This is a genomic window from Haloactinopolyspora sp. (genome assembly GCF_027324685.1).
Classification (GTDB): domain Bacteria; phylum Actinomycetota; class Actinomycetes; order Jiangellales; family Jiangellaceae; genus Haloactinopolyspora.
Genome location: NZ_DAHVSH010000064.1, coordinates 1 through 12,857, shown reverse-complemented (window position 1 = coordinate 12,857; position 12,857 = coordinate 1). Strand labels below are relative to the sequence as shown.

Annotated in this window: 11 protein-coding genes; 1 reads left to right on the top strand and 10 read right to left on the bottom strand. The window is 69.6% G+C overall.

The features are described from left to right. On the top strand, nt 1–1,081 hold a 1,081-nt coding region (locus M6444_RS07790), incomplete at its 5' end, for an aldehyde dehydrogenase family protein (protein WP_298325188.1). Nucleotides 1,082–1,086: 5 nt separating this feature from the next. Here M6444_RS07790 and M6444_RS07785 read toward each other — a convergent pair. From M6444_RS07785 to M6444_RS07740, 10 genes are all read right to left on the bottom strand, one after another. After that, a complete protein-coding gene (locus M6444_RS07785) occupies nt 1,087–2,277 on the bottom strand; it encodes a hypothetical protein (protein ID WP_298325185.1) in 1,191 nt (396 codons plus the stop codon). Nucleotides 2,278–2,378: 101 nt separating this feature from the next. Then, complete coding sequence (locus tag M6444_RS07780) at nt 2,379–4,049, bottom strand: alpha-amylase family glycosyl hydrolase (protein WP_298325184.1); 1,671 nt, start codon at nt 4,047–4,049, stop codon at nt 2,379–2,381. Continuing rightward, complete coding sequence (locus tag M6444_RS07775; RefSeq protein ID WP_298325190.1) at nt 4,046–5,398, bottom strand: 8-oxoguanine deaminase; 1,353 nt, start codon at nt 5,396–5,398, stop codon at nt 4,046–4,048. Before M6444_RS07775 ends, M6444_RS07780 begins: the two co-directional genes overlap by 4 nt. A gap of 5 nt (nt 5,399–5,403) precedes the next feature. After that, on the bottom strand, nt 5,404–6,402 hold the full coding sequence (locus M6444_RS07770) for a 2-hydroxyacid dehydrogenase (RefSeq protein ID WP_298325181.1): 999 nt from the start codon (nt 6,400–6,402) through the stop codon (nt 5,404–5,406). After that, nucleotides 6,399–7,598 (bottom strand): enolase C-terminal domain-like protein, encoded by a 1,200-nt coding sequence (locus M6444_RS07765; protein WP_298325178.1) that lies wholly within the window; start codon nt 7,596–7,598, stop codon nt 6,399–6,401. Before M6444_RS07765 ends, M6444_RS07770 begins: the two co-directional genes overlap by 4 nt. Continuing rightward, complete coding sequence (locus tag M6444_RS07760; RefSeq protein ID WP_298325176.1) at nt 7,595–8,431, bottom strand: carbohydrate ABC transporter permease; 837 nt, start codon at nt 8,429–8,431, stop codon at nt 7,595–7,597. Before M6444_RS07760 ends, M6444_RS07765 begins: the two co-directional genes overlap by 4 nt. Further along, on the bottom strand, nt 8,428–9,363 hold the full coding sequence (locus M6444_RS07755; RefSeq protein WP_298325174.1) for a sugar ABC transporter permease: 936 nt from the start codon (nt 9,361–9,363) through the stop codon (nt 8,428–8,430). The genes M6444_RS07760 and M6444_RS07755 overlap by 4 nt, the downstream gene beginning before the upstream one ends. A 35-nt stretch (nt 9,364–9,398) precedes the next feature. Beyond that, nucleotides 9,399–10,733, bottom strand: a complete 1,335-nt coding sequence (locus M6444_RS07750) for an ABC transporter substrate-binding protein (protein ID WP_298325172.1) — start codon at nt 10,731–10,733, stop codon at nt 9,399–9,401. Nucleotides 10,734–10,750: 17 nt separating this feature from the next. Next, nucleotides 10,751–12,067, bottom strand: coding sequence for an amidohydrolase family protein (locus M6444_RS07745; RefSeq protein ID WP_298325170.1), 1,317 nt, complete (start codon nt 12,065–12,067; stop codon nt 10,751–10,753). Further along, nucleotides 12,064–12,857 (bottom strand): NAD/NADP octopine/nopaline dehydrogenase family protein (locus M6444_RS07740; RefSeq protein ID WP_298325166.1); only part of this gene is annotated, 794 nt, incomplete at its 5' end. The genes M6444_RS07740 and M6444_RS07745, both read right to left, overlap by 4 nt.

Genomic DNA, 12,857 nt, shown 5'->3' with positions numbered 1-12,857 from the left:
GTTCGCCGACGCGGCCACCATGCCGCGCGACGAAGGGTTCGTCACCGCCCTGCGCCGGTTCACCGTGACGCGCCGGCCCGTGGGGGTGGTCGCGGCGATCAGTCCCTGGAACTTCCCGCTGTCCATTCCCGCCCGCAAGGTCGCCGCGGCGCTGGCCGCCGGCTGCCCGGTGGTCCAGAAGGCCTCGGAGCTCACGCCGTTGACGAGCTTGGCGTTCACCCGGCTGTGCGAGCCACTTCTGCCGGCCGACGTCCTCAGCGTCGTGGTCGGGGACGGTGAAGTGCTCACCACCGCACTCGTCGACAGCCCGGACGTCGACGCCGTCACGTTCACCGGCTCGACGCGAGTCGGCTCCGCGGTCGCGCAGCGCGCGATGCGGTCGCTGACCCGGGTGACCCTGGAACTGGGCGGGAAGGCGCCGTTCATCGTCACCGAAGATGCCGACTCGCAGGTCGCTCTGGACGCCTTGATGGTCGCGAAGTTCCGCAACAACGGCGCCTCGTGCATCGCCGCGAACAACGTCTTCGTGCACGAAGCGCACTATCCGGACTTCCTCGAGGCGCTGCGGACCCGCATCAGCGGATTGACCACCGGCGATCCGACCGATACCGGCACCGACGTGGGGCCGATGTTGCGGCGTAGTCATGTCGAGCGCCTCGATCACCTGGTCGAGACGGCCGAGTCCGACGGCTGCCGGGTCGACCGCGCGCCGCTGCCGGACTCGCCGGGGTTCTTCGTCGCGCCGGCGTTGGTGGAGGTCACGTCCGACACCGCCGTGTGGAACGAGGAGATCTTCGGTCCGGTCTGCGCGGTGCGGCCCTACACCGACGAGGACGCCGTGGTCGCCGAGGTGAACTCGTGGCGGACCGGACTGGGCGGGTACGTAATGTCGGCCGATGCCGAGCACGCGGCGCAACTGTCGGCGCGCCTGGCCATCGGCATCGTCGGGGTCAACAACGGCGCACCCAACACGCCGGAGGTGCCCTTCGGCGGTATCGGCAACGCCGGGATCGGCCGCGAAGGTGGCCTGGACGGCATGCTGGAGTTCACCGAGGAGCACACCGTCTCATACGCGCGATGACGTGCTCAGGAACGCTGTGCTGAGGTCTCGCTCTCGCGGTGGTCCCCGCTCTGCTCGGACTGGCGTTCCTGTTCGCGCTGAGCCCGGCGTTCGTGCTCACGGTAGCTGTAGGCCGCTTGGCGGACCTTCGCTTCGCTGTCGAAGCTCGAGCCGAGCGCGCCGGCGATACCGGCAGCGGAGGTAGCCAGCCAGGCGATGTTCGCGTAGGTCCCGAATCCGACGCTCCCGCCGACGTAGGTGCTCAGGACCGCATCGTCCAGGATCAGCCACGCCGCTGCGAACAGCATGAGCAACAGGGCGACGTACATGCACAGCATGCCGATGGCCAGCGTCAGCACGGTGGAGGCGTTGAACAGCCGGACTTCGTAGCGTTCGTGGGGAAGATCGGCGCGTCTCGGGCTCTCCCACAAACCGTGGCGAATGATCAGCCAGCTCACCAGGACGGTCAGTGAGGACAGGGTGGCCAGGCTCAACCGGACCGGGCCGAGCTGGTTACTCAGTTCCCACAGCGTGCTGCTGAGTAGGTAGAAGGCGCTGAAGGCCAACGAGCCGGCCGTCGCGCCGGTGAGGCCGAAAGCCACCAGCCAGGGTTGATTGGCGCGGACCATGCCGACGAGCATGCGTTGCGTTCCACGCGACGCGGTGATCCGGACGTCGACGTTCTCGGAATCGTCCGGGTCAACCCGGTCGAAGCGACCGCTCAACCAGCGCTGCGGCCGTCGGCGGCTCTTCATGCTGGGCTGGAAGTCGGCGGAGACGTCGCGACCCAAGAGTTCGGCGATCAGCTGGACCACGACACGGGAAACTCGGCGCTGCAACCGCATCACGCCGAAAGCCGGCAGTGACACCACCGCGGTACCACGGTCCATGCTGGCCTCGGCGACGACCGGGCGCCGCCCGCTGCGCATGGGGAGATCGGTGATGCAGATCGTCAGGTCCCAGCCACGTTCGCGCAGCCGCTCCTGACCGACATCGAACATGGACGCATGGCCGTACTTGCCGGCGGGCAATGGCTCGTGCGAGGCCCGGACCTCCCATGAGGTCGTGTCGTCGACATGCTCGGTCAACAGGCCGGCCAGCTCGTTCTGCAGGTACTCGCCGACCTCGGTGGGCGTCGCCCCGTGGTCGACCACGAGTCCGATCACGACCTGATGGTCCTCGGCTCCCGCGGAACGGGCGGCGTTCGTCGAAGGCATGTCCATGCGGTCTCCACCGACCCGTACGTTCCCCCGCCGATCAGGGCACTACCCGCGACGATCTGCGGTAAACGCCGCGGTCACGCCGGTCGCCGCGAGTGTCAGCCACCGTACCAGCGATACTCGTACGGCCCGAGGCGCACCGGGCCGTGCTCGGCGGTGCCGGTGAGAACATCGCGCCGGCTGGCCCATCCGGGCGGTGCGGGCATCGTCACCACGTCGGCGGAAATGTTCGTCACGCACCACAGTTCGTCCTGGTCGTGCTGCCGGAGCAGCGAGAACACCCGCGGGTCTTTCGACTCGACGCGGTGCGGCGTGTACGGGTCGAACGCCGGGTGGTGCCGCCGCGTCCGCAGCAGTCGCCGGTGCCCGTCGGTGGCGATGGCTCGCGCTCCGTGCGGATCGGCCAACTCGGTCCGCAGCCGGTCCAACTGTAGGCGTTCCCGGTTGATCGAGCGCTTCTCGCCCGTCACAGCTGGGCCGTCCCACCAGGAGCGCGAGCCGAGGTGACTGTGCACGTAGACACCGGGAACACCTTGCAGCGCGAACTGGATCGACGCCGCCGCGAGCATCCGCTGGGCGATCTCGCGCGGGTCCTGGCCCTGGTGGTCGGCGAGTGCGTCGGCGTAGCCGATGTTCAACTCGTACGGGACGACGGTTCCGGCGTCGGTGGTGCGCCCGGACCAGTCCCCGCCGAGACGCCGGACTCGTTCGGCCAGCTCGCCCACCCGGTCCGCGCCCACGATCGGGTACGCCGCAGTCATACCGATGCCGTCGTGCGAGGCCAGAAAGTTGAAGAACGTGGTGTCGCCCGACGTCGACAATGTCGCTGCCCACGCGGACAGATCGGTGGTGTCCCCGCGGGCGAAGGCGTCGAGGACCAAGGGCGGCAGGGCGAAGTTGTACACCATCTGCGCTTCGTCGCTGCCGTCGCCGAAGTAGGCGATGTTGTCCGCGTGGGGGACGTTGGTCTCGGTGACCAGTTGCACGTCCGGAGCGATCCGGTCGAGGAAGGCCCGCATGAGCTTCACGACGGCGTGCGTCTTCGGATGATGCAGGCACGGCGTGCCGAGCTCTTTCCAGACGAACCCGACCGCGTCGAGACGGATCACGCGCGCGCCGTGGGCCACGTAGTCCGCGAGCACGTCGAGGACAGCTTCCAGTACCGCCGGGTTCGCGAAGTTCAGGTCGACCTGGTCGGCCGAGAACGTCGTCCACACGTACTCGCGTCCGCGCACGGTGTCGAACCGGGTGAGCAACGGGTGCGTCCGGGGCCGGAACACCCCGCTCAGGTCGGTCGACGGGTCGACGACGTGAAACCAGTCCGAGCGCTCCGGGTCGCCGGCCAGGAACCCGCGGAACCACGGCGAGCGCGACGAGACGTGATTGAGCACGAGGTCGACCATGAGCCGGCGGTCAGCGGCGAGGGCGGCGATGTCGTCCCAATCGCCGTGCGCCGGATCGACCTCGGTGAAGTCGACGATGGAGAAGCCGCCGTCGCCGGAGGACGGGAAGAACGGTAGGACATGCAGGTGGGTGTATTCCGGCGCATGGTCGGCGACGACCTGGCGCAGCGTGCGCAGCGGTGGTACGGACTCGTCCCGGACGGTGTCGGCGTAGCTGATGAGCACCGCGTCGGCGTGGCCGAACCGGACCCGTTGGTCGTCGGGGGCGGCGGGATGTCGCTTCGTCAACCGATCGGTGAGGTCGCGCGCCACCCGGTCGTCGTAGATGAACGCCAGCAGTTCGCGCATCCGGGCGGTCGCCGTCATGCCACCAGCTCCGCCGCGTGAGCTCCATGTTCGGTGAGCAGGTCGCCGACATCGACGGTACGCAGCTGCCCGTCCTCGACCACCCGGCGACCGTGCACCCACGACTGGTCGACCCCGTTCGCGCCGCAGAACACCAGTGCTGCGAGCGGGTCGTGCTGACCTGAGAACCGGGGGCGGTCGAGGTCGACGGCGATGATGTCGGCGGCGCGACCAGGCGCCAGCACGCCGATGTCGTCCCGCCCGAGCACGTCGGCACCGCCGGTGGTCGCCATCTGCAGCGCCTGGCGTGCGGTCAGGAAGCCGTGCTCGCCGGGGCCGCCGCGCAATCCGTCGGCGAGGCGCGCGAGCAGCATCGCCTGACGGGCCTCGGTGAGCAGGTCGCCGGAGTCGTTGGAGGCGGCCCCGTCGACACCGAGCCCCACCCGGAGCCCGGCGGTCAGGAACTCGCGCACCGGCGCGATCCCGGAGCCCAGCCGCATGTTCGACGTCGGGCAGTGCGCGACACCGGCGCCTGCCTCGGCCAGGGACGCGATGGAATCGGCATCGAGATGCACGGCGTGGGCGAACCAGACGTGTGGGCCGCTCCAGTCCAGCGACATCAGGTAGGGCAGCGGAGCCTCCCCGACGGCCAGCCGGCAACGCTCGGCCTCACCGGCGGTCTCGGCCAGGTGGGTATGCAAGCCGACACCTTGGCGCGAGGCCAGCGCGGCGAGTTCGCGCAACACCTGCGCCGAGGTCGACAGCACCGAGGGCGGCCCGGCCGCGATGCGGAGCATGGCCCCCGGTTCCGGGTCGTGGAAGCGGGTGATCGCGTGCTCGGTCGCCTCGACGATGATGTCTTCGGTCTCGGTGAGCGCGTCGGCGGCCAGGCCGCCCTGGGACGCGCCGATGCTCATGCCGCCGCGGGTCAGGTGCGCGCGGAGGCCGACCTGGGTCACGGCGTCGACGATGTCGTCGATGCGCACGCCGTTCGGCCACACGTAGTGGTGGTCGGCGACGGTGGTGCACCCGGACAGGGCCAATTCCGCGGCGCCGACGGCAGCCGCCGTCCGGACGGCCTCGGGCGTGAGCTTCTCCCAGACCGGGAACAGCACGGTGAGCCAGTCGATCAAGGCAGCATCCTGCGCAGCGGGGACGGCCCGGGTCAGGGTCTGCCACAGGTGCTGGTGGGTGTTGACCAGGCCGGGCAGAACCACATGGCCGGACAGGTCCACGGACTCGTCGGCGGTGGTGGTGACCTCGCTGGTGGTGCCCACCTGCTCGATCCAGCCGTCGCGGACCAAGACGGCGCCGTCGGTGATCTCCTCGCCGGTCATCGTGGCCAGCAGCTCGATCGAGTGCAGCCGCATGGTGCTCACGGCGACCCTCCTCCGTCATCGACCCAGTGTAGGACCTCACGCCCGGACAACGCACGGCGCAGGTTTTCACCGATCAGCTCGTCCAAGCGGCGGTGGACGTCTGCGGTGCGCGCGGCGACATGCGGGCTGAGCAGCACCTGCGGGTTCTGGCGCAGCGGAGAGTCCGGGGCGAGTGGCTCGACGGCGAACACGTCGAGACCGGCCCGGCGATCCGGGCGGGCGGCCAGCCAGGTCTGCAGCGCGGCCTCGTCGATCACCGGTCCACGGCTGGTGTTGATCACGATGGCGTCGGGTTTCATCATCGCCAGTCGGTCGGCGTCGAGCAGGTGCCGGGTGGTGGGGCGCAGCGGCACATGCAGGCTGACCACGTCGCTGCGGCGCAGCAGGTCGTCGAGGGGGACCTGGCGGGTGCCGGCCGGCGGGTCCGGGCAGCGGCGATGGTGATGGAACACCACGGTGCAGCCGAAGCCGGCCAGCGCCGCCGCCACCGCACGGCCGGTGTTGCCCATCCCGATCAACCCCACCGTGAGCCCGCCCAGCTCGCGGCCCGGCCGCGGACGTGGCCAGGCACCGTCGGTCATGTCCGCGTGCGAGCGATGCGCGTCGCGCAGCAGGGTCAGGATGGCCATCACGACCCATTCGGCGACCGACCGGCTGTTGCTGCCCGCGGTGTTCGCCACCGGTATGCCGCGCGCGGCCGCGGCGGCGACGTCCAGGGTGTCGGTACCCACCGACGGCTGCTGGATCAGCCGGCAGCGCCGCATCTGCGCGATGACCTCGCCGGTCAGAGCGTAGTGGCCGGACGGGTCGGCCAGCACGATGTCGGCGTCGCGGACGAGGTCGATCGTGGTGAGTCCCGGCGCCGGTTCGACGACCTGAACGTCGTGCGGTGCGGCCATCGCGGTGACGGCGGCGGCGTCGTAGCGCCACAGCGACGCGACCACGGGCGTGGTGACGCGGGCGCTGCTGGCGTCTTCGGTTCGCGCTCGGCTCATGCCACCGGCTCCGCGGTGACGATGCGGTCGGGGTCCAGTTCCATCCCCAGCCCTGGGCGGGTCGGTGCGCTGATCATCCCGTCGGTTGCCGTGATGGGGTGAGCGAGGAAGTGCTGGTACAGCGGCGCCAGCCGGGTCAGGTACTCCATCTCTGGTGTGAGCTGCGGCGACGCGGCGAAGGTGAGAGCGGCGTTGCACTGCATCGACTGGCCGTGCGGGATCATCGGCGCCCCGGCGGCGGAGACGATCGAGGCGATCTTCGCCACCTCGCTGATGCCGCCGGACCAATGCGGGTCAGGCTGGTAGACGTCGAACACGTCAGCAGCGGTGAACGCGGCGAATCCCCACCGGCCGTACTCGTGCTCGCCCCCGGCGATGGCCACCGTGCTGCCGGCCCCCCGCAACACTTCGCGCAGCCGTCGGTAACCCGCCACGTCGTCGGTGTTCAGGGGTTCTTCGATCCAGCGCACACCCAGGTCGCGGATCGCCCGGGCGACGTCGACGGTGAACGCGACGTCCCACGAGCTCCACGCGTCCAGCATGATCTCGAGATCGTCGCCGGCTTCGGCCCGCACGGTCTCGACCAGCTCGGCCACGGCGCGCACCCCGGCGGCGCCGTCGGGCGGGCCGACCCGCGGGAACCACTTGATGCCCTTGGCGCCGGAATCGACGACCGCGCGGGTCGTGCGCCGCACGCTGTCGCGGTCGAGCGCGGCGCCCAGCGTCGAGACGTAGACCGGGACCGTCGAGCGGGTCGGGCCACCCAGCAGGACGTGGCACGGCACGCCGAAATGCTGCCCACGGATGTCCCACAGCGCGCAGTCCACCGCCGACAGCGCCAGCATGCCCGCGCCGCGGCGGGCGTGGATGGACGAGCGGTACCCGACGTCCCACAGCCGTTCGGTCGCCAGCGGATCAGCGCCGAGCAACACCGGTCGTAGCGTCGTGTTGACGATGTGCGCCTGGTCGGCGCTGATGTGGGCGGTCGTCCCGGTGAGGCCGGTGTCGGTGTCGATGTGCAGGAAGATGCTCTCGACCCGGTAGCGATCCGGCCCGGTCCGTGGCAGGTCGGTGGCCCCGAGCGCGGCGAATTCCGGGTAGACGTCGACCGGTCGGCGCAGCCGTTCGGACCAGAACGGTTCCGGATGCTCGAGCTCGCCGGTGTACCGCACGCATCGGACGTCGATGATCTTCATCCCTTGACCGACCCTCCAGCCAGTTGAGTCAGGTAGCGCTGCAGGAACGCGAAGATCAGCACCACCGGGATCACCATGAGCACGCCGGAAGCCATCAGGCGGCCCCAGTCGGTGGAGTACTGACCGATCAGCGAGTTCAGCCCGACCGACAGCGGGCGCAGCTCGTCGGAGTCGATGAACGTGTTGGCGTAGAGGAACTCCTCCCACACCTGGATCACGCAGAACGCGGCCGCGGCGGCGACGGCCGGCATGGTCGGCGGCAGTAGCACCCGCCACAAGGCGGTCAGTCGGTTGCAGCCGTCGATCAAGGCGGCCTCTTCCACCTCCACCGGCACGGTGAGGAAGTAGTTGCGCAGCATCCAGATGCAGAACGGCAGCGCGAAGGTGATGTAGACGACGACGAGCCCGCCCCGGGTGTCGAGCAACTGCGCGGCACTGAGCATCTTGTACAGCGGCACGGCCAGGAGCACCGCCGGGAACATCTGCATGGTCACGATGGCGATGAGCAGCATGCGGTTGCCGACGAAGTTGAACCGGGCCAGGCCGTAGCCGGCCAGCACGGCGATGATGATCGACAGCGCGGTCGTGCCGACGGCGATGACGATGCTGTTGACGAAGTAGGTGACGAACGACGTGTCCTGCAGGCCTTGGTAGTTGCCCAGGTAGAGACCTTCGGGCAGCCAACTGTCGGTGAGACCGCGGATCTCGGCCGGTGTCTTGAAGCTCGACAGCACCATCCAGCCGAACGGCACGATCACCATGGCGAGGATGACGACGATCAGCGCGTACAGCCCGGCGCGGCGCAGCCGGGGGTGCGAGGTGTGGGCATTCATCGGCGCCTGCCCTCCACGAGGTAGAAGTACACACAGCTGACGAGGAACACGAAGGCGAACAAGATCACCGCCACGGCGGAGGCTCGGCCGAAGTCGAACGCCTGGAACGCGTAGCGGTAGGCCAGCGTGGTCAGCGTCTCGGTGCTCCCGGCGGGCCCGCCACGGGTGAACAGCCAGATGCCCGCGAAGTTGTTGATCGAGTAGGCGATGGTCAAGACGCTGGACATGGCGATGCTGGTGTGGATGTGCGGCATGATCACGTAGCGGAACCGCTGGAAGGTGCTGGCGCCGTCGATCAGTGCGGCCTCCCGCACCTCGTCGGGCACCGACTGCAACCCGGCCAACAAGATGACCGCCACGAACGGGGTCCATTTCCAGACGCTGATCAACGTCAGCATCGGAAACGCGAGCGTGGTGTCGGCCAGCCACAGCGGCGGATCACTGACGACCCCGGTGGAGATCAGGATGTCGTTCAGTGGGCCGCTGGAGGGGTCGAGCAGGAACCGCCACATGATCGCGACCACCACGGTCGGCACCACCCACGGGATGATGACGACGCTGCGGATCACCGCCCGCGCGCGCAGCCGCTGGTTCAACACCGAGGCGATGACCAGGCCGAGCACGATCTGCAGCACCAGGTTGCCGAGGACCCACAAGCTGCTGCGGATCGACGCGCCGACGAAGTCCGAGTCGCCGAAGATGTTGCGGAAGTTGCCGAGCCCGGCGAACTCTCCTTCGCCGGGCGCGGTAGCGACCTCGTAGTTGAAGCTGGTCCAGATCGCGTTCCCCACCGGGTACGCGAGCATGATCACGAGCACGACGACGGCCGGCCCGACGAACGCGAGCGGGGTGAGCCGCCGGCGCAGCGGCGTGTGGTGCCGCTGTGCCGGCGACTGCGACGTGGTGTCGCGCACGGGTGTGGTCAGGGTCATGATGTCGAACCCCCCGAGTCGGAGGACCTCCGGTTCTAGCCGGCCAGCACCTTGTCGACCTCGGCCTGGGCCTGGTCCAGCGCGTCCAGCGGAGCGGCTTGCTCATGGATGACGCTGTCCCACGACTCCGCCATGACGCCCCACTCGATCTGCCCCCAGTTGGGGATCGATGGCCGGGCCACGCCGTACTCCGCCTGCTGGGCGAACGTCTGCAACGCGGGATCGGCCTTGACGTACTCGGTGTCGACGACGTCGCGGCGCGCGGACATGCGAGACGACTCCTCGATGACCGAACGCTGGTCCGCGCTGACGAGGTACTCGATCAGCTTCCAGGCTGCGTCGGCCTTGGCCGACTCCGCCGACACCGCGAGCGCGTTCCCGCCGACCACGGTGGCGCCCCGGTCTCGGGTGGGCAGCGGAGCCACGGCGTACTCGAGCTCGGGATTGATCGTCTCGATGGAGGCCATCGCCCAGCTGCCGGTGGTCATCATCGCCACCTTCTCGCCGATGAACGGGTCGTTGTACTCGTCCCACGACTGGGTGACGGTGAGGAAGGTGGGCGGCACGACGCCGTGTTTCAGGTGGAGATCGGCGTAGAACTGCCATGCCTCGCGCCCGGCCTCGTCGTTGAACGCGGCCTTGGTGAGGTCGTCGGTCAGGATCTGCCCGCTGTTCTGCCACAGCCAGGGCCACCAGAGGAACGCGCCGTAGCCCAACGCGCCCATCATGAAGCCGTACTGGTCGTCGTGGGTGAGCTCGACCGCCGCGGCCAGGAACTCCTCCCACGTGGTCGGGGGTGAGTCGATCCCGGCTTCGGCGAACAGGCGCGTGTTCCAGAACAGGGCGACGTTGTTGGTGTCGTACGGCACCGCGTACTGCCGCCCCTCGAACTGCGCGGACAGCACACTGGCCTCGAAGAAGTCGCCGGCCAAGGGTGAGAACTGGTGGGTGATGTCGGCGAACAGGCCCGAAGCACCGAACTGGGTCACCTGGCTGACGTCGAGCAGCATGACATCCGGCCCGCCGCCGCCGTTGATCGCCGTGGTGATCTTGTCGACCAGGTCGTTGGCCGGGAACGGCTCGTACTCGACCTCGGCATCCGGGTAGTTCTCCAGCGCCTTGACGAACGGGGCATCGCCATCGGACCAGGCATTGCTACCCCACACGGTGAGGGTGTCACTGCCGCCGCCTCCTCCGTTACCGCTGCCGCCGCCGTCACCGGAACCGACGGTGCTCGACGAGCCGCCGCAGCCGGCGAGCGCGGCGCCGGCCAGTGCTCCCGCACCGAGACCGAGGAACCGCCGCCGGTCGAGAACGAAGGGGTGACCGGCCCGGCGCCGGCCGAGAGCGACGCTGCTCTGACGTGTCATGGTGGTGCCTCCTCGGATTATCGGGAACCCGCTCGGTTCCCAGATCTGACCGGGTTGACTGGGGTGGCGGCGCTGCCGCCAGGTGGAAGGTCGATGCCGCAGGCCGAGGCGATGGCAGCGGTAGCTGCCGCGGCCTGCTCGGCGATGTCGGCGTGGCTGACTCTGGTCAAGGTCCGTTGCCGGACCACGGGCGTGCCGTCGACGTACACGTCGGTGACGTCGGCGCCGACCATGCGGTGCACCAGCGTCCACAACGGGTCGGCGATCGGCTGCACTTCGAGCCGGTCTTGAGCGACGACCACGACGTCGGCGCGTTCGCCCACAGCCAGCTCACCCCCGACGGCCATCCGGTACGCCTCGACCGTGGTGAGGGCGCCGGTGATGCCGGTGGCCTGGGCCTGCGCGTAGACGGCCTGGCGCATCTCGGTGAAGCCGTCGACCATGCCGTCGATGCCCAGCCCCACGCGCACGCCGCGGTCGAGCAGGTCGCGTACCGGGGCGAACCCCTTGGCGAAGCGCAGGTGGTTCGAGGGGCAGTATGCGACGGCCGTGCCGGTGGTTGCCAGCAGGTCCCGTTCGTGCTCGCTGAGCTGCACGGCGTGCACCACCGTCGTGCCGGGGCGCAGGAACCCGATCGAGTGCAGCAACTCGACCGGGCGCAGACCGTGTTCGGCGACGCAGGCGTCGACCTCAGCAGCGGATTCGGCGATGTGGGTGTAGAGCCGGATCCCGAGCCGGTCCGCGGCGCGCACTGCTGCGGTGTAGACGTCGAGTGACGACTGCCGCAGCGACACCGGTGCCAGGTACAGCCGTTCGGCGGGAACGGTGTCGTCGGCGATGCGGGCCACGGTGGCGATGGTCGTCTCGGGGTCTTGGACCACGTCCGGGTGGCCGTGGTCCATCAGCCCGACAGCGAGCGAGGCGCGCAGTCCGACGTCGTCGTGGCCGGCGGCGGCCGCTTCGATCATCCCCGGAACATGCACCGGGTAGATGTGGTCGATGACCGATGTCACGCCGCCGAGCACCATCCGGGCCGCGCCCAGGGCCGTCAGGGCCCGGTAATGCTCCGGAGTCGCCGCCGCACCGGCCGCACCGGCGCGTTCCACGACCGCAGGCAACGGCAGCGTCTCTGCTGCTCGGCTGGCCGGTAGTAGCGACCGGAGATGGTCGTGGCGGTTGGCCAGGCCCGGCAGCACCAGGTGGCCGGTCACGTCGACGATCTCGTCGTCGGGTCGGCTCTCGGCGATGCGCCCGGCGCGGATGGCGAGGTCGCCGGTCGCGGCGTCCCCGGCCGCGGACAGTATCGAGCCGCCGGCGAGCCGCAGTCCCGTCACCACCGGCCTGCCTCGGCCGCGGCGACGAGCCCGTCGCGGTCGCGCCCACCCAGGCCGACGTCGTCGAGCGTGCGGCCTTCGGCGAACAGGTCGCGCCCGAGGGCGATGGAGGCCAGGTGGGTCAGGCTGTCCACCGTCGGCGTCGGCACGCCGACCGCCCGCCCGATGGACGAGAACAGCACCAGTGCGTACGGCACGTCCTCGGTGATGTACCGGCTGGACAGGGCGTCCGGTCCGCACCGGAAGGTGCTGTCGGAGAACGTGCTGGACTGCAACAGGTCGAAGAACGACTCCGCTCCCGGCGGCGCGAAGCCCTGCTCGACGAGGTAGTCGGCGTAGCGCTTGGCGTTGCGCACGCCCAGGGCGCGGCGCAGTTCCAGCAACTCACCGTCGAGGGTCTCGATGATCCGCGCGACGCTCGGCGAGGCGCCCTCACCCCAGAGCAGCATCTTCCCGTGCCGGCCCTCGACGACGCCGAGGTTGCAGATGATCGGCGGCACGTGGTCGATGGCGTTGAAGTTGAGCAGGACCGTCTCCCAGACGTTCTCGGCCGGCGTCACCCACGGCCACACGGCCTGCGCGATGCCCACGAGGCCGCGGTCGCGGCCCAGGACCGACACGAGGGTGCCTCCGGCCTTGCGCGATGCGGTGATGACGCCGGGCGCACGGACGCGAGCCCCGTAGGGAAGGCTGTTCGTCTCGCCGATCTCGATGTCCGGGGTGCGACCGATGCGGCGCAGGGCGTCGGCGAAGACCAGGCTGCCGCCGCCCTCACCGACCCAGAGCACGC

What these genes read in the sequence shown, in the direction of transcription:
- M6444_RS07785 (WP_298325185.1), bottom strand. Translation starts at nt 2,277, where the DNA reads ATGCCTTCGACGAACGCCGCCCGTTCCGCGGGAGCCGAGGACCATCAG.
- M6444_RS07780 (WP_298325184.1), bottom strand. Translation starts at nt 4,049, where the DNA reads ATGACGGCGACCGCCCGGATGCGCGAACTGCTGGCGTTCATCTACGAC.
- M6444_RS07775 (WP_298325190.1), bottom strand. Translation starts at nt 5,398, where the DNA reads ATGCGGCTGCACTCGATCGAGCTGCTGGCCACGATGACCGGCGAGGAG.
- M6444_RS07770 (WP_298325181.1), bottom strand. Translation starts at nt 6,402, where the DNA reads ATGAGCCGAGCGCGAACCGAAGACGCCAGCAGCGCCCGCGTCACCACG.
- M6444_RS07765 (WP_298325178.1), bottom strand. Translation starts at nt 7,598, where the DNA reads ATGAAGATCATCGACGTCCGATGCGTGCGGTACACCGGCGAGCTCGAG.
- M6444_RS07760 (WP_298325176.1), bottom strand. Translation starts at nt 8,431, where the DNA reads ATGAATGCCCACACCTCGCACCCCCGGCTGCGCCGCGCCGGGCTGTAC.
- M6444_RS07755 (WP_298325174.1), bottom strand. Translation starts at nt 9,363, where the DNA reads ATGACCCTGACCACACCCGTGCGCGACACCACGTCGCAGTCGCCGGCA.
- M6444_RS07750 (WP_298325172.1), bottom strand. Translation starts at nt 10,733, where the DNA reads ATGACACGTCAGAGCAGCGTCGCTCTCGGCCGGCGCCGGGCCGGTCAC.